This window comes from Shewanella psychropiezotolerans (assembly GCF_007197555.1).
Lineage (GTDB): Bacteria > Pseudomonadota > Gammaproteobacteria > Enterobacterales > Shewanellaceae > Shewanella > Shewanella psychropiezotolerans.
Genome location: NZ_CP041614.1, coordinates 5,263,868 through 5,284,084 on the forward strand (window position 1 = coordinate 5,263,868; position 20,217 = coordinate 5,284,084).

The window sequence follows — 20,217 nt, forward strand, 5'->3', positions numbered from 1 at the left end:
GAGTTGATTTGTTCAATGCCAATAACATAATTGGCACCATTAAATTTGTCTTTAATTGTCACTTGTCGCTTCCTACATATAAGGCCTTACATACGCTTACCCTAAACACGTTTCAAATACCCGATAATCGCTTATCAACACACGGATTATCACAGCACTTAGAAATAATTTATGAAACTGTGAAAACCATAACTCTTTAATTTAAAACAAAGGAAGCTAGCAATGATAAAGGTTAAATACCCCCTTATTGCATCGACAATAATTGCTACTAGTATGCTAAGTGCTTGTGGAGGTTCAAGTTCGAAAACAGAGGCTAATAATGGAAATGGTGTTACCGAGGCCGTTAACACTTATAAGTCGATTGAATGTAAGGACATGCTATCGGCTAGCCAGTTAACACTCTTAACGACTGGCTCTAGCTGCGGCTATCTTAGCGTACCGGAAAAGCATGCAATATATGGTCAACCTGCGTCAGAAAAAAAGATTGAAATAGCCGTGATAAAACTGGCCTCAATCTCATCAGATAAAAAAGCCGATCCGATTGTTTATTTGCAAGGAGGTCCTGGGGGGAATGCCAGCGCGAGTATTGGTCAGGTGATTGAAAGTAACACCTTCATCAAAGACAGAGATGTTTACTTAGTAGACCAGCGCGGTACCGGCTATTCAAAACCCGCATTATTTTGTACTGAGTACAATGGTGAAGCTGGTACGCCTGCGCAAATACAAGCGTGTAAAGCGAGGCTTGAAAAGTCAGGCGTGGATTTAAATGCTTACCATAGCGTGCATAATGCTTTGGACTTTATTCAGTTAAGAGAAGCCTTACAAATACCAGAGTGGAATGTGTATGGCATCTCTTATGGAACTCGCCTTGCAACAACCATAATGCGAGAAAATAGCGAAGGCATTCGCAGTGTTATTTTAGATGGTATGTTCCCGATAGAAGTGAACGGCATGTCTGACACACCGTGGGCAACCTATGAATCCTTGAATCAGATAGTCAAAAATTGTGCTAACACTGATACTTGCCCTGCTGATGATTTTAAAGACGCTATCGAAGACATTATTGCCCGTATGCATAATGAGGGCATGGTGGCTGAGAGCCGAGTATTCATCCAGAACTTACTCGAACTGGCCACAGAGCCGGTAATCATTAACTATCTAATGGCTGTTAATGAAGATATCAGTAAATATTCATCAGCTTTTGAAAGATTAATAACCGAACAAGATAATGAACAAGCTGACAATGAAGAAGCTGCCAATGATGAAACTTTCGGTGCAGAAGATATGCTTTATAACGCCATGGGGTTATCGACTGTTTGTGCTGAGGAATATCCATTTCTTAATATCACAGCTTTGACCGGTGCTAATAGTCAGGGCTGGTCAGCGAGCACACAACTAGCGGTAAATGGCATGTTCCATATGGGCTTCGATAAAGCGTCTTGCCAAGTGTGGAATGTTACCCCAGCGAATGATATCGAAACTAAGGCGATTACTAGCAACCTGCCAGTATTAATACTCAATGGCCAAAATGATACACAAACACCAGCAGCCTGGGGCGCCCTGGTCGCTAAGAATATGCCCAATGCACAGAACATGACTAACCCCCAAGGTGGCCACGGCCAGTTGTTTGCTGGTTTTAGCTGTTTTGATACCCTAGCAGATGAGTTTTTAGCTAAGCCAAATCAGGCTGTTGATGCCAGCTGTGTCTCAGCCATCCCCGAAGTAAGCTATGAAGGAGGTGATGAGGAAGAGTCGGCTAACTTTAGTTTTAAAAACAATGATACCAGTTCAGATACCGTTTATATGAATGGCGTTATCGGCTCAGATACCTTAGATGTGATGCAGACATTGTTAAACAAGTACCCGCAAATCAAAACAATAGTGATGCAAAATGTCCCTGGTTCTATGGATGATGACACCAACTTATTGGCTTCAATGGAGATTAGAAATCGTGGTATAGCCACACATATACCCGCTGATGGCATGGTGGCATCGGGCGGTACCGATATGTTTTTAGCAGGTGTAAAACGCACTATCGAACCGGGCGCTAAGCTTGGCGTACATTCTTGGGGGGATGACAGTGGCAAAGAAGCATTGGATTACCCTCGCGATAATCAAGCACATACTCTGTATCTGGATTACTATAAAGCGATAGGGATAAATACAGAGTTTTACTGGTATACCTTAGAAGCTGCAACAGCCAAAAATATACACTGGATGACAGCGCAAGAAATTGCTCTGTATGGAGTACTAACAGAGTAATCATTAAGGCTCATTTATTCATAGCTATACAAACATAATGTATAAATGAGCCTTGCTATTTAACAAGAAAACAGACAGAGACACAATATTAAACCAAGCCATATCCCCCATGATATTTCATCAATTCCCGCACTTATTAATGACGCAAAGGCATCCTCAAAAACAATCCTTTAGATTTAAATGAATCTCACTCTACCCCACTTGTTTCCGTGGATAATTAACCGAACAATTAAAAGATAACTAATAAGATGTTTAGCCGGACAATTAATTCAATGATGACGATCAATTCTATTAATTCGCTATTCCTAATAAAATGAGATCTTGATACTTATCACATTCACCCTAAATAATATCACTTATCATTACGCCACTTTAATCATTATTTAAAACAAGATCGATTAAAGATAAATACGTATTTATGTACTATATAAAAGGATAAATGTAGATATGAGTGGCAATATTATAAAGATTTCAAGAAACACGGGAGATGCACCAGAAAGTTCTGTGTCCACACAAACTGTAGCTTTTTCTCATTACAATAATATTTCAGCTCAATTACCTCTAGCCCCTAAAACGGGTAAAATCGTAGCTGGCGGTGTAAAAGAGCAGACAAAGCAGTGCTTAGAAAATATTAAAGCAATTGTAGAAAGTACCGACCATGTTATGGACGATGTTGTTAAAATCACTATATTCCTTAAGAATATCTCAGATATTAACGCTGTAGACGAAGTTTATACAACATTCTTCCAAAGCTATGTTCCTACACGGACAACTGTCGCAGTTGCGGCTTTACCTATGGATGATGCTTTGGTACAAATTGAAGCGATTATTTCAAACGGTGAAGGGACAGCGCCACAAGATCCTTGCGATCTCATAAAAGTTGCAAGAAACACGAAAAATGCACCAGAAAGTTCTGTATCTACACAAACTGTAGCTTTTTCTCATTACAATAATATTTCAGGTCAATTACCTATCGATCCAAAAACAGGTGAAATGGTAGCTGGAGGTGTAAAAGAGCAGACTGAACAGTGCTTAAACAACATTAAAGCAATTTTAGAAAGTATCGACCACGTTATGGACGATGTAGTTAAAACAACTATATTCCTTAAAAACATCTCGGATATTGAAGTTATAAACGAAGTTTGTGCAAAATTTTTCCCAGGCTATGTTCCTGCTAGGACAGCTGTTAACGTTTCAGCTTTACCTATGGATGCTTTGGTGCAAATTGATACAGTCGTGTCACACGGAGATGGTACACCCCCACAACTTCCTGAAGACACCCGACTACTCGTCATAGAAGCAAGCAATACTGAAAATGCACCAAAAGTTCCATACTCACACACCGTAGCTTTTTCTCACTACAATCATATTTCAGGTCAGTTACCTTTGGACCCAAAAACGAGTGAAATGGTAGCTGGTGGTGTAAAAGAGCAGGCTGGACAATGCCTAAAAAATATCAAGGCAATTGTGGAAAGTGTCGACCACGTTATGGACGATGTAGTCAAAATAAATATCCAACTTAAAAGTATCGCAGATATTGATGCTGTAAACGAAGTTTACACCACCTTCTTCAAAAGCGATCTTCCTGCAAGAACAACAGTTGGCGTTTCAGCTATCCCTATGGATGCTTTGGTACAAATTGATGCCGTTGTTTCTAACTGTGAAGGTACACCTCCACAAGCATAACAGGCATTCAATTGCAGCTGAGCAGTTCTTCAATTGCTATAAGCTGAATTCAGCCTATAAAGATTGGGCAGCTTTTTATTATTTGATAGTTTAAATAACGATCAAATGATAAAAATCTGACCCTTTTTTGCCCTTCAGTTTAAAAATAGCTAGCACGTTGATTCCCCCTCTTACCGACCAAGAATTTAAGACCTATGACGTCTTCAAAGGTCCCGAATTCATGATCTAAGTGCACCATATCAAACCATCTAAATACTTCTGCAGATGCTTGGTCACACATAAACATTAACAGAAACTTCAGGATGACAGTCACTTCAATGAGTTAGCAATAATGGTGCACTTGCATGTTGAACGCGGGGAGCTATCAGTTCGTCTTAACGATAGAACACTTCAACCTTGCCTTTTATCGTCATCAAAAGTGGTTGGCCGCGACGGTCCAACGCTTTGTGCGACGGGACTTTTACCCAAGCTTCACTGATGCAATATTCCTCGACATCAAAACGCTCTTTGCCGTTGAGTATAATACCTATCTCGTGCTCAAAAATTGCTGCCACATGATGTGGGCTGCGGGGATTGCCGGAAAGGCGATCTGGTAAGGCTGGTTGCGATGTAGTGTCGTTCATGGTCTGGCCTAAATGGTAGTGAATAAAGCGTACGCCATTGTAGGCAATACAGGCTTTATGCTCAAGAGCCGCAGTAATAAATGTTAGTGACGCCCCCCTCTTCTCTAGACAATAGCTAGATATTTTATAACCACCCAATGTTAAATCCCCCAGCTCGAATCACTGAAATTCCAGCCCTGACCTTACTAATTCAACATGATTTACACCTCATGAGCTCTTGGCATCTAGTTAATGCCTCTAGATGTCTAACTATCGGCTCAAATGTCGAGGAAGAGAATTAAGACACTCATGTTTATTCTCAAACGCTTTAGTCTGAGCCGTTTAACTAAGTCGAGTTGGTGAGAGGTTGATTTATCACTGTTCTCAATAGAGAATAGCACTTAGTTAGACTGGTTTATTCAGTAGCATAGAATTGGAGTTCTTATTAGATGATGACAAAATGGGCAACACGTTTTCTACAGATGGCAGAGCTCGTTGCATCTTGGAGTAAAGATCCCTCCACTCAAGTTGGGGCGGTGATCACCGAAGATAACCGTATTGTCTCTTTAGGGTTCAACGGCTACCCTCACGGGATCTCCGATAGTGCCGAAACCGATAACCGTGAGATGAAGCTCCTAAAGACCCTACACGCAGAAGAGAATGCCATTCTCTATGCTAAGCGTGATCTCAGCGGCTGCGAGATCTGGGTTACCCATTTCCCCTGCCCTAACTGCGCCGCAAAGATAATCCAAACGGGTTTAAGTACAGTGCATAGTCCACAACCAAGCAAAGACTTCCTGTCTCGCTGGGGAGAGAAGATTAAAATAAGCCAAGATATGCTCGACCAAGCCGGCGTTAAAGTCGATTGGATGCAGGTAGAGCCATAAAAAGCCCTCAGCGTCTTAAAAAGCTCCGTTTAAACCACGGAGCGCTTCGCCAAGGAACTGTTAACCAAGCCATCTATTGTTAAATTCTCCAACTCCGAAGTGCTAAAATTCCAGCCCCAACCTCACTAACTCAGCATGATTTACACCTCATGATCTCCTTGTATGTAGTGAATGCCTCTGGATGCCTAAATATCGGCTCAAACATCGAGAGACAAGCAGCAAGCCTCTGTTATTCTTAAATCCGAATTTTTGCCTCAAATAATTCTCTGGCATGATCAAATGAGGGCCGTGAGGGAATGTCTCCCCAATTAGGATTACTAGTGAAGTGATAGCCATTATCTTTAATGCACCGAATAAAATCTGAAAACTCTTTCCTATTCTGGATAACGGATACTTCTTTGAATTCTATCTTATTCTTACCAGAATTAAATTCGAGTGGTTTAGGAAGGTAAAATGTCGCCGGGAAGTTGTCTCGTATATCCGACACTGGACTGCCAGCATCATCGCTATGATGAAACATCTCCAGATGCTCACCACGATTGAGCTGTATATTGAGTTCATCGATAAGATCTCTCCCCCTTAGAGATACATTCCCCATCACCTTGTCTTCCCTTGCAAAAAACTGCTCTTCGGTATCTGATTTAGATTGCTCTAGACGTATCTGTCTCTCTGCTTTATCGATAAATCCTTTCACTATTGAGGTATCACCACTGTGTGAGCTTGGCTTTGAATTAGGCCCTACTTCACTCTTAGTGTCTCCTTGTAATAGTGGTTTCCCGAATACTACGGCGGTATTGGGACGGGCGTCTAAACCTGACTGGCCATGCTCTTCAATGATGGGGCTGGTTAAAAAAAGATCGTAATCAGCTGTCAGAGGCTTTTGAGATATAGAGTGGGATAATACTTGAATCGGCTTATCCTTGTACTCTTCATATATCGTGTACAATCCATCTTTCCCTTGTTTGGCGTCAAATCGATACTCCTTCCCACTCGGCCCCTTAGAAGTGATGATTATACTCTCCTGGTCGACATTTTTTTCTATCAAGCCAAGATCAAAAGTCAGTTCATCGATTCTTTCTTTACTAATCCTCAAGTCCGACACCAAATAGTCCATGCCCTTCCCTTTCTGGACGTCGGCATTAAGCTTGCTGATATCTTCCTGTGAACGGTTCTCTCTCTTGCTTAGCTGCTGGTTTTCACATATGAAGCCTGCTTGTGGGCCCCAATTGGCACTCTTGCCTTTTACCAGAAAGCCTTTTGTGGGGTGAGACTCATCTATTAATTGGCGAACCATAGCTTCAACGGGTCTTATGCCAAAGATAATGTTCTTGTCCGTGGCGACTGATTGCATTTTTATAGCGTGATCAACAGGTATTCCTACGTTGTTATTTTTAAACAGCGTTTCTATATCTGTTTTAGATAATGGTTCGGGTGTGGTTGATTTTGGCTTGATCTCTTTGTCTGAGGTATTGCTTATCAAGATTTGTGGGGATGAATTGACTGAATGATTATTTATCATATCTACTCCTTGGTATTAATGCTGAGGCTGATAGGTGAGTGCTAGCAAGGCGTCAGGGGATCTCTGCTCAATCTGTAGGGGGTGTCGGTTCCAGGATGACAATATACTTATTTATTAACAAAAAGTTGGAGTGTATTTAATTGCATAGGATGACTTCCTTTAATTAACTTGCACTCATGATATTTTTTTATACTTTAGCTGTGCTTTAATTTTCGTTTTAAATTTGTAATTTTTAGTCTTAAATCGATTTTTTCACAAACTGCCCATAAGCTTCTGGTGTGTAGTGAATGCCTCTGGATGCCTAAATATCGGTTCAAACGTCGAAAAACAAGCAACAAAATACCGAACTTTAGTTCGGTTAAGCATTTGAAGTAAAAATAGGTCTGTAACTAGGCGATATCAAGCCATCGATGACAGTTAGCGCCCCTTGCCTGCGCTTTCGGTCTAAGCTAAGTGTTCACAGTAGGCATCTAACTCTTGAAGGGTTCCCATTTCATTTCTGTGATTATCTACAACTTATCGATTGGACAGGAAGAGCTATTAGGCCAGACAAAAAAGGGGCCATAGACTCAAGCCGTCCGAAATTACTTGATGAACTTGGTATCTCACCCGATGCTTGGATAACCTCTGCAAAAGAGTTTCGTCGACAATACAGTGGTATTAGCGGCCGCTGGGATGCTATGTGTGAATTCAAAAAGCAGCATCACTGCGGAAAATGGTGCAAAGGTAAAGCTTGTAGTAATGCACTTCACCCCTCACCTTAGGCTTACGCATACCTAAACACCGCCGCTGCCTTCAACAATTCCCGTAGGAAGGTGAATATGGCATCCATAATAAATGGGTCAACTTCTCTACGACAAAGCCAACAACCCATGCTCTACCCCAATAGCATTAGCTACTGCTGTCAATCTGTCCTTTATCGCCTGTTCAATACCAACGCCGCCCTGAGCCAAATCATCAACCGCAATAAAAGCAATAGTCGTCAGGCAGCTGCTTTCATAATGATAAGCATAACCCGATTCTACCACCCAGCTCTCTACACTCACTTCTGTGATTTGTTGTATTTTTTCTTCCAATGACCTGACTAAGGTAAAATCAAAAGAGAGGATAAGATCTTCATTACCATACCAATCCGCTTTTAGCGCCTGAAAATTGATCCACATCTCCAGCTGGGTCAACAACGGCTTAAGCGAATTCGAAAATTGGCCATCGGCCACTATCGTAATGGGAAGTCCTTGCTGCAACTCTTCTATTGTTTGTTCTTTTTCTGTTGGCATAGGTAATGGCTCATTGAGCACTCTAGTGCTAATAGTTGTGATAACTCAGATGGTAACTCTGCTGATAACTTTAGATTTTGCTATCTAACGATCCCAGATGCAACCACAACAAAGACCAGTGAAGTCAGAGTAAACTCATTCATCGCAGCTGTCAGCCATATATTATGTACCCATAGCACTAGCATACGCGATAATCCAAAAATGCATTACTCCTCTAACAGATCTGTGACAGCATCGGCCAGCCACATTAGCGCTGGACCCCGAGCCTTTTGTTTTGCCATCACGCGATCAATCGGTACTCGCCATGGCTTATGGTCAAAGCTTAAGTTCATTAGCACCATGTCACCCTGACGCTCATATTGCTTCGCCATATGGTTGGGAATATAGCCCCAGCCTAGCCCCTCTTTTACCATATGATTAACGGCATTGAAGCTATTGCCCCACCAGATATGTGAAGATATGCTCGGAAAATGCGGTAGGGGCTGATCTTCTAGACCACGGATCAAAAGTTGACGATGTGGGATTAAATCTGCGGCAGTGACGATATCGACACTGGCCAGAGGATGCATTGGGCTCACAACACCATTGAACGGCAAACTCCCTACATAGCACAGATCCACCTCTTGCGGAAAACCACTATTAGCAAACATCAGTCCTAAGTCCGCTCGTCCACTATGCACCAAGGCTAATACATCCGGCGTTGCAACGGCATAAAGCTCTAAGATGGTTGCAGGGAACTGTGATGCAAAGGTATTTAGCATACTCGTTAGCATGGGAAATAATGCGTCGTCCACCGCTATTTTTATCTGTGTTTCATGGGATAAGTTAAATGCGCCAGCAACAGAGTCAAGCTCGCGGGTTTGTTGCAAGATAGCTTGCGCAAACGGCAACAGTCTTTCACCTTGTGGGGTTAATGAAGGTTTGCGTGTAGTACGATCAAACAAGGTGGTGTCGAGATCGATTTCAAGATTGGCAATTCCCTGACTGACTGCCGACTGCACCTTTCCTAACTGACGAGCACATGCCGAAAATGAGCCAGATTGTGCCGCTTCAACGAACATTCTCAGCTGTTCTAGATTATACATATCACTTTTCCTGATAGTAACTAACTATCTTCTTGCTTATTTAATGATGATTATAGCAACCAAGAACGACTGAACAACACAGAAGAGATCTATCATGAAAACAAAAGAACGTATTATTCACAGCGTACTATTTGAAGCTATTGCCTTAGTATTCGTCATCACCGCCGCCACACTATTTACCGACGCAGGGGCAAAATCGGCGACAGGTTTGGCTGTCGGCCTGTCTTTAATTGCCATGTGCTGGAATTATATTTATAACCTAGGTTTTGACCGTCTCTATGGAACTAACCGCATTGAACGTTCCATTAAAATGCGTTTAGGCCATGGGCTTGGTTTTGAGTTGGGCATGATTTTTGCGACATTACCCTTGATGATGTGGATACTGCAGCTAGATTTCTGGACAGTATTTATCATGGACATCGGCGTGGTCATTTTCTTCTTGATCTACGCGATTGTCTACAACTGGTGTTATGACGTGATCCGTGCACGCCTGTTTAGTCACAAAGCAGAGAACGACAGGGTTAATGAGAGCTCAGCCCCATCAATAAATTAGCTAACGGCGATAAAACCTGCTTTTAAACCTCAAGTGTAGACTCTGCTATGACCTTCGAAAACAAGGATGTTTCGCAGAAAAAACATGGCCAACTTTGTTCCATACAAAATTTGGCATTTCCTCCCTCCTTGGAGGTCAGATGTACTCGCGCGTGTCATAGAAGTGTCTGCACATCGCCCACCGCAGGTGTTAGGTAGCAAGAAGGCTTAACTTACTAATTTATTACCCAGTAACAAAAAAACCTAAAGCTGGTCAATAACGTTCCATACATGATTCGACATTCCCTCCGTCCGTGGAGATCAGATTCCGGCCAACAAGCATGCCGGAAAGACTGTAATATCTAGCCGGAATGACGAATTAAAAACACAAATTCCACTCCATCGCTTTCCCTGCGACCGGGGATAAATAGTCCCATGTACAAATCCCCTCATTCACCATCCATGGCGACCGCGGATAAGTACTTCCATGTACAAAAAAGCGAACCACAAAGGGTTCGCTTTAATCACTTCGCGGCTGAAGCCGCTCCTACATCAAATGAAGCCAACGACTCCAGAATTACGTCGCTGGCGAAACTCTTAGTAACAGAAGTATTATCAAGCCCAAGCAGCCAAATGACGTAACTGCCGACGATAAGACAAGGAAGCCGATGGTTTTCGCCGCGGAGTTGACTGGTGTCAATGAGCAGCGAAAACCGGAGGCTGAAGCCGTATTATCTAGGCCAAGTAGTCATTTATTCATAGTCAGCGATTGGTACACAAGCACAGAAAAGATTTCTGTCACCAAACACGTCATCGATACGGTTAACCGTAGGCCAGAACTTGTTTAACTTAACTGCTGCTGTCGGGAACACGGCCACTTCACGGCTATATGGACGTGAGTCAAACTCAGGGTCCATGATATCAGCCAATGTATGCGGTGCATTGCTCAGCGGGTTGTTGTCTACAGGCCACTCGCCAGACTCAACTCGAGCTGCTTCGCCGCGAATAGAGATCATAGCTTCGATGAATCTATCCAGCTCAACCTTAGACTCAGATTCAGTCGGCTCAATCATAAGCGTGCCCGCAACCGGGAAGCTCATGGTTGGCGCGTGGAAACCGTAATCGTTAAGGCGCTTGGCGATATCCATCTCAGTGACGCCAGACGCCTCTTTAAGCGGACGTAAATCGATGATGCATTCGTGAGCTACGCGGTCGTTACGACCAGTGTAAAGCACTGGATAATGCTCAGACAGCTTCTTCATCATGTAGTTAGCGTTAAGCAGTGCCATCTGAGTCGATTGTCTCAGGCCTTGCTTACCGAGTAACTTGATGTACATCCAAGTGATAGGCAGAATTCCTGCGCTACCGTATGGCGCCGCTGATACTGCGCCGTTGTTATCAGACTCGAGACCGTGCTTAACCACAGCATGACCAGACAAGAATGGCGCCAGATGTTTCTTAACACCGATAGGGCCCATACCCGGTCCGCCGCCGCCGTGTGGAATAGCGAAGGTCTTGTGCAGGTTAAGGTGAGATACATCGGCACCGATTGAACCTGGCGATGTTAGACCCACTTGAGCGTTCATGTTGGCGCCATCGAGGTAAACCTGACCGCCGTATTGATGAATCACTTCACAGATCTCGCCAATCGTCTCTTCGTACACGCCGTGAGTCGATGGGTAGGTGACCATGATACAAGACAGGTTATCGGCAACTTCAGCCGCTTTCGCCTTGAGGTCTTCCATGTCTATGTTGCCGTCTTTATCACAGGCGGTAACCACTATTTTCATGCCAGCAAGCTGAGCAGAAGCCGGGTTAGTACCGTGTGCAGATTGAGGAATTAGACAGATATTTCTGTGTGCATCGCCGCGAGACTCGTGGTATTGCTTAATCGCAAGCAGACCGGCGTACTCGCCCTGTGCACCTGAGTTAGGCTGTAGTGATACCGTGTCGTAGCCTGTGATGTCCACTAACCAGTCAGAAAGCTCGTTTACAAGCTGTGCGTAACCTTGCGCCTGATCTTGTGGGCAGAATGGGTGCATGTTACCGAACTCAGGCCAAGTGATAGGCATCATCTCGGTGGCTGCGTTAAGCTTCATGGTACATGAGCCCAATGAGATCATTGAGTGGTTAAGGGCTAGATCCTTGTTCTCGAGACGCTTGATGTAACGCATCATCTCGGTTTCGCTGTGATAGCGATTGAATGTCGGGTGAGTCAGAATCGCATCTTCACGGATAAGCGCTGCCGGTACCGATGTGCTGCCATTGGCAAGGATGTCGCTATCGAGCGCGGCAACGTCCAGACCATGACCTTCGCCAAGTAGGATGTCGAACAGCTGAGCCACGTCTTCACGAGTGGTGGTCTCGGCTAAGCTGACACCTAAGAGGCCGTCACTATCTATGCGTAGGTTAACGCCTTGGGATTCAGAGCGCGTCTTGATAGCCGCGGCGTCTAAGCCTTTAATCGATAATGTATCGAACCAGGTATTGTTAACCAGAGTTACGCCCTTGGCAGTAAGGCCTGTGGCAAGAATATCGGTCAGACGATGAATACGCTCGGCGATAGTCTTAAGACCTTGTGGGCCGTGGAATACTGCGTAGAAAGACGCCATGTTCGCTAGCAATACCTGAGCGGTACAGATGTTTGAGTTAGCTTTTTCGCGGCGGATATGTTGCTCACGAGTCTGCATCGCCATACGTAGGGCACGGTTACCGCGAGTATCTTGTGATACACCGATAATACGGCCTGGCAGTGAACGCTTGTATGCGTCACGAGTGACGAAGAAGGCAGCGTGTGGACCACCGAATCCCATAGGGACACCGAAACGCTGTGAGTTACCCAATACCACGTCGGCGCCCATAGAGCCCGGCGATTTAAGCATAACCAGAGACATGATGTCGGCGGCAACAGCAACCACGGCCTTCTTAGCGTGTAGTGCTTCGAATAGCTCGGTGAAATCTGTGATTTGACCATAACGGTTGGTGTACTGGAACAAGGCACCGAAGATGTCGTGGTTAGCGGCATCAGCTGCCGGGCCCACTATAATGTCGAAACCGAAACACTCGGCGCGAGTCTTGATCACATCCAGCGTCTGGGGGAACACGTCATCGGCAACGAAGAAGATGTTGGCTTTCTTGGCTTTCGATACACGCTTAGCCAGTGCCATGGCTTCGGCCGCTGCAGTCGCTTCATCCAGTAGTGATGAAGACGCTAAGTCCAGACCGGTAAGGTCCATAGACAGCTGCTGGAAGTTAAGGATAGCTTCTAAACGACCCTGAGCGATCTCTGGCTGGTATGGCGTGTAGGCCGTGTACCAACCTGGATTTTCGAGCACGTTACGCTGGATAACACTAGGAACTTGAGTACCGTAGTATCCCATGCCTATGTAGCTCTTATAGACCTTGTTCTTATCTGCAATAGCGCGGATATAGGCCATGCCTTCGGCTTCGCTGACGTGATCGCCAACGGCTAAGTCACGATTAAGACGAATCGACTCAGGCACTATCTGCGCGGTGAGATCTTCTAAAGATTCTGCACCGACAAAATTCAGCATCTCTTGCTGCTGTGCGCTATCCGGGCCGATATGACGGCTGAGGAAGAGATCGTGCTGCTCAAGCTTAGTAAGCGTTTCAGTGGTCATGATAACCTGATTCCATATTTGCCAGTATCCGCCTGTAGGGGGCTAAGGTACCGGTCTAATTGTATTGTTTAATAATAGAGTGGTTTTTAATAGCTAAAGAACTTCAAGCTTTGGCTTGCTTACAGCTTCAGGCTCTTGCTGTTTTGCCAAAGAGTAACGAAAGTCACTTAGCTATAAATTAATCTCGGTAATAGGTGAAAACCGATATAACGAACAAAGCCTCATTTTTTAAGAAATGAGGCTTTGTTTTCGACTAGGTTTTACTCTTCGTCGATAACTGCTTGATAGCCTTCGGCATCAAGCAAGTTTTCAATGTCTGCTGTATCAGAAGGCATCACGCGGAAGAACCAACCGTCACCAAATGCATCGCTGTTTACCAGCTCAGGAGAATCTTCAAGGGCTTCGTTAATTGCCAGTACTTCACCTGAGATTGGTGCATAGATGTCAGAAGCAGCCTTTACAGATTCAGCAACGGCACAATCTTCACCAGCAGTTACTGTATCGCCAACGTCTGGAAGCTCAACGAATACCATATCACCCAAAAGCTCCTGGGCGTGCTCACTGATACCAACGGTATAGCTACCGTCTTCTTCTTTACGGATCCACTCGTGTGAAGAAGCGTATTTCAATTCAGTCGGGATATTGCTCATTGTTCTTGATCCTTATTTCTATTGTTCTAATTCTGTATTAAAAGGCTTGTTTACCATTGCGCACAAACGAAGGTTTGATCACTTTAACAGCGACGCGCTTCTTACGCATTTCGACTTCAGCAGTGTCACCAATACTTCTTGGGACGCGCGCCATGGCAATAGAATAGCCTAATGTTGGCGAAAATGTACCACTGGTAATAGTGCCTTGCTGTTCATTACCATCGCTATCGCTGAAGAAGATAGACATACCCGGACGGATAACACCTTTGGCTTCCATAATAAGGCCAACCATCTTCTCGGTACCGGCAGCCTTGATTGCTGCCAGAGCTTCACGACCGTTGAAATTACGATCTTCCGGCTCCCAAGCGATAGTCCAGCCCATGTTAGCCGCTAACGGGTTAACCGTTTCGTCCATATCCAGGCCGTAGAGGTTCATGCCAGCTTCGAGACGTAGCGTGTCACGTGCACCTAGGCCACAAGGCTTAACGCCTGCTTCGAGCAGTGCCTGCCACAATGTTTCGGCTTCATCTTCTGGCACTATGATTTCGTAACCAGTTTCACCGGTGTAACCGGTAGTGGCGATAAACAGTGAGCCAGACTGCACACCGAAGAAAGGCTTCATGCCTTCAACCGCTGCATTTTGATCCGCATTGAATACACTAGCGGCTTTGGCTTTAGCGTTAGGTCCCTGAACGGCGATCATCGCCAGTTCTGGACGCTCGGTGATCACCACGTCGAAGCCTTTGACTTCTTGTGCAATCCAAGCCAGATCTTTTTCACGGGTCGCAGAGTTAACCACGATGCGATAGTGAGTATCGGTAAGATAATAGGTGATGAGGTCGTCGATCACACCAGCGTTATGATCTAGCATGCCGCCGTAAAGCGCCTTACCAGGTACTTTAAGCTTAGCGACATCGTTCGCTAATAATTTACGCAGGAAAGCACAGGCGTCTGTGCCAGTCACATCGACAACTGTCATGTGAGACACATCGAACATGCCAGCGTCTTGACGAACCGCATGATGTTCTTCGATTTGAGAACCATAGTTCAGTGGCATATCCCAACCGTGGAAATCTACCATCTTAGCGTCTGATTCTAAGTGCTTGTTAAAGAGTACAGTTTTATTAGCCATTATTATCTCGTTATTATGCCCTTTTCGGGTCTAACCTGGCGTAACTACACAGCTATCTGTTCGGCTTAGCTTCTGCATAAGAAGAAATACAGAACAGAAACACCTAGCGTAGGGTACATACGGCCAAAGTGTGTCTGCAAACATATTACTCCTGTCACTATTTACTGTTTAAATAGTCGGTCGTAATACGTGCATCAATTGCGTTAGATAAAATTGCAGCGATGAGTTTCCTTTAAGAAACAAAATCTCATCGGTACTAAAATGCGGCGAAATTATACCTCGCAACACCGTTTTGTATACAAAAGAATTTTCTAATCCGAATCCTTTTGCCATTACTTTTTCTCATGTTGAACATGTTGTTTTTTAACACATAAGTATTGCTTACACACCCATCGAGGATAACCCACTGAAATGCTTGACTTAATAGTCTTAGTTGACTCAAGTGTCTAGTCTTGTTTACATAGCTTTGGCAGGCTGTTTTTGTTACCCATGGCCTGCTGTATAAACAGTGTTTTCACAGGAGAAAGGTTATCGACTAAATTTAAGCCAAAATCCCGTAATACTTTCTTAACAGGATTGCTACCTTCGAATAAACGCTTGAAACCTTCCATCGCGGCAATCATCTCCAGCGCATCGGCCTTACGCCAGCGTTCAAGCGCACGTAAGTTACTGTAATCACCAATATCTTTACCGTCTAACTTGAGCTCGGTTATGGTCTCGATAACCGCCGCCGCGTCTAAGAAGCCAAGGTTGACTCCCTGCCCCGCTAGCGGGTGTATGGTGTGCGCTGCGTCGCCGGCCAGTAACATGCGATGGCGGGCAAAGTGACGGGCGTAACGCATACGCAAGGGGAACGCCTGGGGCTCACACTCGAGCTGACACATGCCCATGCGGCCATCGAACTCGGCGGTGAGGGTGCGTTCAAACTCCTGCTTGCTCGCAGCCAATAACTGCTGGGCCTTGGCCGGTGGCACCGACCAGACGATGGAACATAAATTATTTTCATACAGGGGCAAGAAGGCCAAGGGGCCATCTTTAAGAAACACCTGACGGGCGGTATCTTGGTGTGGGATTTCGGTGCGAATGCTGGCCACCACAGCATGATGGCCATAATCCCAAAAAGTCATGGGGATCTTACACTGCTCACGCACCCAAGAATTGGCACCATCGGCGCCGATAACTAAGGCGGCGCTGATGTTATCGCCATTGTCTAAGGTCAACCAGGCTTCACGTTCACCGAAAGCAATTTTATCGAGTCTATGGTTCTCAAGATAGGTTATCTCGTCGAACTCCGCCGCCCGCTTAGACAGGGCGAAACGTATGTTGTCATTTTCGATGATGCTGCCGAGATACTCTTCACTGAGAGAATGAGCGTCGAAACCTATCTTGCCCAGGCTGTCCTTGTCCCAGACTTCCATCTTCTGGTAGGGGCTGACGCGCTCATCATCCAGATAACTCCAGGCACCTAAGTTTTGCAGTAAGCGCTGACTCGCCTTATTGATTGCGCTGACTCTGAGTTTGGCTACGCCCGAGACGGCTTGTGCCTCTCCCGCGTCGATAACCACCACGCGCAGTTCATCCATCGCCAGTCCGATAGCGGTTGCTAATCCCACCATACCGCCGCCGATAATTGCTACATCATAGGTTTGCATTGCACTTGAGTTTGTGTGCATCTCACTTCCTTCACTTAAGATCTAGAGCGTTATATGTCAATGTGTTTGAATCTTTTAAATAGCCCTTCCCTTAGAGCAAGAGCCATCTTTTATAAAAGCCTTCTAGCTTACCGACTTCCAGCCCATAGCGGTTCTGGCTACCGGCGTTTTTAATGGCGGCAACCAAGATAGTAACCTTAAGCCCAGGCTACGCCCGACAACCAGAGGCCAGTGATCATTAGAAAAGCCGCGCACCAAAAATTCGATATTGGTCATGGTACTGTTGCGGTCTTTTTCGCGACTCTTAAGATAAGCGTGGGTCAACTTGGCTGAGCCAAGATCCGCCGTCTCTTCGCTCGAGCCTTCATCGAGTAAGCGCTGCTTAATCACGTCAAGCAAGCAGACCAAGTCCCGCAGGCCTAAGTTAAAGCCCTGACCGGCAATGGGGTGCAGAGTCTGCGCCGCGTTACCGATAAACACGGTTCTGTGATAGATGGGTCTGGGCATGTGTGACATTAACAAGGGGTAGGAGAAACGCTCACCCACTTGGGTAAATCGTCCGGCGCGAAAACCAAAGGCCTGCTGCAACTCAGCTAAGAACTCGTCTTGGGGAGCCGACTGTAAACGCTTAGCTTCACTGGGGGAAGTGCCCACACCAAGGACACCCGCGGATTCCCCTTGAGCGGCGCCATAGGTAACACGGCTAAGGGACCGGTATTGGTGAAGCGCTCGAAGGCCCAATTATCGTGGAGCTTATCGGTCTCGACGTTAGCGACTAGCGCTACCTGTTCGAAGTCTACCTGTTCTATATCTAAATTGAAGGCTTGCCTGACTTTGGAGTTTACTCCGTCGGCGGCCACCAGCAAGGCCGTTTTGATCTGAGTGCCATCATTGAGCGTGAGCAGCTGGCAATCGGTTTGCGCCTCTACATTGGCCAGTGTTCCGGGGCAATGGAGCTGGATATCACTGGCTTCGAGCTGCTTAAACAGCACTTGACCTACCCGCTCGAGCTCCACAACCTGACCCAAGTTCTGCAGATGAAAGTCTTCGGCGTTGAGCTCTGTCATGCCAAAGTGTCCGCGGTCTGAGATATGTATGTTCTCAATGGGCGTGCCAAGATGGGCAAGCTTAGACCAGAGTCCCAGACGTTTAAGCTCGAAAATAGAGCCGTGGGCGATGGCGATGGAGCGCGCATCGAAACCTGGGTGTTCACTCCCTGGCTTGTGTGCCTCTATAAGGGCTATCTTGAGGGGCCTGTTTAACTCCTCACTCAACTTTTTTAAGCCTAGGGCTAAGGTAGCACCGGCCATAGCGCCGCCAACAATGGCGACATCGACCAGTGTAGCGTCCTGAATTTGCGGCGCATGGGAGTTTGTTGTATTGCTGTTTGTTTCTATATCAGCTGTCATCGGTCTTCTCTAATTTGCCGTAACCTATATGAGTCACGGCAAGTCTAGATACAATAATGAGATAGGGACGAGTTTAATGGAATACGTTGACTTCTTTTTGATTTGGATCAGTCAAATCTGGGCCAAACTCAGAATAGCAGAGCAGCGCCGCCATCTTGGCAAACTCCATCAGCTCCATATAGGCCGATTCTGACTCTTCATCTTCGGCCACATCGAACTCGACCAGGGCAATATCCGCCAGATCTTTGATGACTTCTTGTAAGTCGGCGGAAGCCTTATCGATCTTAGGCTGCACCATGGCAATACCGGTTAAGAAACTTTGTACCCATAGCGACAGGGCTTCGACGCGCTTAGTAAGAGGCTCTTCCTCTTCCGGCAACATGGGCGAGAAGCCAAATTCGATATCCGAGACTCTGGTCAAGGTGTCTTGATAAAGCTCTTCGATCAGCAAGTGGAGCGGATCTGGCAGAGGATGACCATCATTCATCAGCTCAAGCAGAGGTTTACACCAGGTATCTTTCGACAGCTCAACACCACCACAAATAATCCCCACTAAGGCACCATGAACTTCTACCGGTGTCTGGCCAATTTCGGCTGCATCTAAGGCTGCTAATAAATTATCTATACGTAGAGAAGGAGGGGTTGCCATAACTGTTTCCACAGGCTGAAAATACTCAGTCCATGCTAGCAGAAGTGGGACGCTCGGCCAAATTAAACAAGTTTGTTTAGATATGGCTTATGTTGCTGGGCCTAGTACCCTCCTTCCAAAAATCCAACTAAATGTTTATAAATTGCCCAAGTCTGTCTATCTAAACAACATTTAATCTAATATGGCTCACCTTAGCGCTTACTCATGTTGCACTTTGCGATTTAGACCGATATAGTCCGATCAAGAGCCAATAATCAGGACCCATCGCCACATGAGCAGCCATGCTATTGAAATTAGCTTGCTAGGCCGTACATACTCCATCGCTTGCCCGAAAGGACAAGAGAAAGCATTGCAGCACGTGGCGCAGCAGCTCGAAATGCAGTTGATTTCGCTTAAAACACGGACTAACAGTCTGAGTCGCGAAGAGATAGCCATCATGGCTGCATTAAATACTGGTTATGAATTGCTGGAAGAACAGCAAAAAAATCAAGATTATAATAAGCAGATGGATGAAAAAATCGGTCTGCTGCAGGCAACTTTAGAGAACGCACTCGTTGAGCGTTCGGTAAAAGAAGATTAAACTGTACGAAGATCGTACGATACATGTTCAAACGAGTCTTTTTACTATCACTTGTTAGCCAGTACTCGCTAGTCAGAATTAGTCAGTACCCAGATTTAAATCCGAAAGGCTTCTCATCGCAATAGCAGATGAAAGTAAGTGTTTCAGATAACCAGTTTTGCTCCCTGGTATACGCGTCAGTCGGCAATGTCCCTGTGCCGATATTTACATACCTAGGATGAATGCTTTGATGACATTGAGCAAGCTCGGCTCGTACCGAGAAGCCTTAGGAGTTAATCATTTTTCCGCCTTGAACCTACGGTTCAAGGGCTACGCCGGCAACGGTATTTTGGGGAGCAATTTAATAAAGAAGATTCTAGGAACTAGGATCTAGCTACGAGTCGCGAGATTCGAGCAACAAGAAACCACAACTCAAGGGTTGTGGTTTTTTTGTGCCTAAAGATGATGAATACCTGCAAATCCATCCAGACCTCTTCTCTCATAACAAACCTATGGTTCAAGGGACTCTTTATAAAAATCATGGCGGCAAGGGTATTTTGGGGAGCAATTTAATAAAGAAGGTTCTAGGACCTAGCTACGAGTCGCGAGATTCGAGCAATAAAAAAACCATCACTGAAAAGTGATGGCTTCTTGTGTCTGAGTCTCCCGTCATTCC

Annotated in this window: 14 protein-coding genes, 1 other RNA gene and 2 pseudogenes; 7 read left to right on the top strand and 10 right to left on the bottom strand. The window is 45.4% G+C overall.

From position 1 onward, the window contains the following. The first annotated feature begins 222 nt into the window (after positions 1-222). Both FM037_RS23105 and FM037_RS23110 read left to right on the top strand, forming a co-directional pair. A complete protein-coding gene (locus tag FM037_RS23105) occupies positions 223-2,262 on the top strand; it encodes an alpha/beta fold hydrolase (RefSeq protein WP_144047937.1) in 2,040 nt (679 codons plus the stop codon). A gap of 447 nt (positions 2,263-2,709) precedes the next feature. Continuing rightward, positions 2,710-3,948 carry a RidA family protein gene (locus FM037_RS23110; protein ID WP_144047938.1) on the top strand — a complete coding sequence of 413 codons (1,239 nt, stop codon included), beginning with the start codon at positions 2,710-2,712 and terminating at the stop codon, positions 3,946-3,948. A 374-nt stretch (positions 3,949-4,322) separates the two neighbouring features. On the opposite strand, the gene FM037_RS23115 is transcribed toward FM037_RS23110, so the two are convergent. Beyond that, entirely contained in the window at positions 4,323-4,571 is a 249-nt protein-coding gene (locus FM037_RS23115; RefSeq protein WP_144049098.1) for a DUF3297 family protein, read from the bottom strand. Positions 4,572-4,999: 428 nt separating this feature from the next. Here FM037_RS23115 and FM037_RS23120 point away from each other — a divergent pair, with 428 nt between their 5' ends. Next, positions 5,000-5,437, top strand: a complete 438-nt coding sequence (locus FM037_RS23120; protein ID WP_144047939.1) for a dCMP deaminase family protein — start codon at positions 5,000-5,002, stop codon at positions 5,435-5,437. 235 nt (positions 5,438-5,672) lie between these two features. On the opposite strand, the gene FM037_RS23125 is transcribed toward FM037_RS23120, so the two are convergent. Beyond that, positions 5,673-6,956, bottom strand: coding sequence for an anthrax toxin-like adenylyl cyclase domain-containing protein (locus FM037_RS23125; RefSeq protein ID WP_144047940.1), 1,284 nt, complete (start codon positions 6,954-6,956; stop codon positions 5,673-5,675). 482 nt (positions 6,957-7,438) lie between these two features. Here FM037_RS23125 and FM037_RS23130 point away from each other — a divergent pair. Then, positions 7,439-7,720: pseudogene (locus FM037_RS23130) on the top strand (alpha-amylase family glycosyl hydrolase); the annotation flags it as partial. 87 nt (positions 7,721-7,807) lie between these two features. Here FM037_RS23130 and FM037_RS23135 read toward each other — a convergent pair. Both FM037_RS23135 and FM037_RS23140 read right to left on the bottom strand, forming a co-directional pair. Then, positions 7,808-8,233, bottom strand: a complete 426-nt coding sequence (locus FM037_RS23135; RefSeq protein ID WP_144047941.1) for a hypothetical protein — start codon at positions 8,231-8,233, stop codon at positions 7,808-7,810. Positions 8,234-8,439: 206 nt separating this feature from the next. Further along, positions 8,440-9,318: a LysR family transcriptional regulator gene (locus FM037_RS23140; protein ID WP_144047942.1), complete on the bottom strand. Its 879-nt coding sequence runs from the start codon at positions 9,316-9,318 to the stop codon at positions 8,440-8,442. A 94-nt stretch (positions 9,319-9,412) separates the two neighbouring features. Between FM037_RS23140 and FM037_RS23145 the strand changes: the two genes are divergently transcribed. Continuing rightward, positions 9,413-9,871, top strand: a complete 459-nt coding sequence (locus FM037_RS23145) for a PACE efflux transporter (RefSeq protein ID WP_144047943.1) — start codon at positions 9,413-9,415, stop codon at positions 9,869-9,871. A 730-nt stretch (positions 9,872-10,601) separates the two neighbouring features. Here FM037_RS23145 and gcvP read toward each other — a convergent pair. From gcvP to FM037_RS23175, 6 genes and pseudogenes are all read right to left on the bottom strand, one after another. Continuing rightward, positions 10,602-13,490, bottom strand: a complete 2,889-nt coding sequence (gene gcvP / locus FM037_RS23150) for an aminomethyl-transferring glycine dehydrogenase (RefSeq protein ID WP_144047944.1) — start codon at positions 13,488-13,490, stop codon at positions 10,602-10,604. Between the two features lie 260 nt (positions 13,491-13,750). Next, the gene (gene gcvH / locus FM037_RS23155; protein WP_144047945.1) at positions 13,751-14,140 is read right to left on the bottom strand and encodes a glycine cleavage system protein GcvH; all 390 of its coding nucleotides are present in this window, start codon (positions 14,138-14,140) and stop codon (positions 13,751-13,753) included. 37 nt (positions 14,141-14,177) lie between these two features. Next, positions 14,178-15,272 (bottom strand): glycine cleavage system aminomethyltransferase GcvT, encoded by a 1,095-nt coding sequence (gcvT, locus tag FM037_RS23160; protein ID WP_144047946.1) that lies wholly within the window; start codon positions 15,270-15,272, stop codon positions 14,178-14,180. 446 nt (positions 15,273-15,718) lie between these two features. After that, on the bottom strand, positions 15,719-16,924 hold the full coding sequence (locus tag FM037_RS23165) for an FAD-dependent oxidoreductase (RefSeq protein WP_185977089.1): 1,206 nt from the start codon (positions 16,922-16,924) through the stop codon (positions 15,719-15,721). A gap of 123 nt (positions 16,925-17,047) precedes the next feature. Continuing rightward, a pseudogene (gene ubiH, locus FM037_RS23170) lies at positions 17,048-18,234 on the bottom strand (2-octaprenyl-6-methoxyphenyl hydroxylase). A 172-nt stretch (positions 18,235-18,406) separates the two neighbouring features. Next, a complete protein-coding gene (locus FM037_RS23175; RefSeq protein WP_144047948.1) occupies positions 18,407-18,982 on the bottom strand; it encodes a UPF0149 family protein in 576 nt (191 codons plus the stop codon). Between the two features lie 271 nt (positions 18,983-19,253). Between FM037_RS23175 and FM037_RS23180 the strand changes: the two genes are divergently transcribed. Continuing rightward, positions 19,254-19,562 carry a cell division protein ZapA gene (locus tag FM037_RS23180; RefSeq protein ID WP_144047949.1) on the top strand — a complete coding sequence of 103 codons (309 nt, stop codon included), beginning with the start codon at positions 19,254-19,256 and terminating at the stop codon, positions 19,560-19,562. 158 nt (positions 19,563-19,720) lie between these two features. Next, a non-coding RNA gene (gene ssrS, locus FM037_RS23185) (6S RNA) lies at positions 19,721-19,901 on the top strand. Positions 19,902-20,217: the final 316 nt, after the last annotated feature.

Coding starts and splice junctions, on each gene's coding strand:
- FM037_RS23105 (WP_144047937.1), top strand. CDS start 223: ATGATAAAGGTTAAATACCCCCTTATTGCATCGACAATAATTGCTACT.
- FM037_RS23110 (WP_144047938.1), top strand. CDS start 2,710: ATGAGTGGCAATATTATAAAGATTTCAAGAAACACGGGAGATGCACCA.
- FM037_RS23115 (WP_144049098.1), bottom strand. CDS start 4,571: ATGAACGACACTACATCGCAACCAGCCTTACCAGATCGCCTTTCCGGC.
- FM037_RS23120 (WP_144047939.1), top strand. CDS start 5,000: ATGATGACAAAATGGGCAACACGTTTTCTACAGATGGCAGAGCTCGTT.
- FM037_RS23125 (WP_144047940.1), bottom strand. CDS start 6,956: ATGATAAATAATCATTCAGTCAATTCATCCCCACAAATCTTGATAAGC.
- FM037_RS23135 (WP_144047941.1), bottom strand. CDS start 8,233: ATGCCAACAGAAAAAGAACAAACAATAGAAGAGTTGCAGCAAGGACTT.
- FM037_RS23140 (WP_144047942.1), bottom strand. CDS start 9,318: ATGTATAATCTAGAACAGCTGAGAATGTTCGTTGAAGCGGCACAATCT.
- FM037_RS23145 (WP_144047943.1), top strand. CDS start 9,413: ATGAAAACAAAAGAACGTATTATTCACAGCGTACTATTTGAAGCTATT.
- gcvP (WP_144047944.1), bottom strand. CDS start 13,490: ATGACCACTGAAACGCTTACTAAGCTTGAGCAGCACGATCTCTTCCTC.
- gcvH (WP_144047945.1), bottom strand. CDS start 14,140: ATGAGCAATATCCCGACTGAATTGAAATACGCTTCTTCACACGAGTGG.
- gcvT (WP_144047946.1), bottom strand. CDS start 15,272: ATGGCTAATAAAACTGTACTCTTTAACAAGCACTTAGAATCAGACGCT.
- FM037_RS23165 (WP_185977089.1), bottom strand. CDS start 16,924: ATGCAAACCTATGATGTAGCAATTATCGGCGGCGGTATGGTGGGATTA.
- FM037_RS23175 (WP_144047948.1), bottom strand. CDS start 18,982: ATGGCAACCCCTCCTTCTCTACGTATAGATAATTTATTAGCAGCCTTA.
- FM037_RS23180 (WP_144047949.1), top strand. CDS start 19,254: ATGAGCAGCCATGCTATTGAAATTAGCTTGCTAGGCCGTACATACTCC.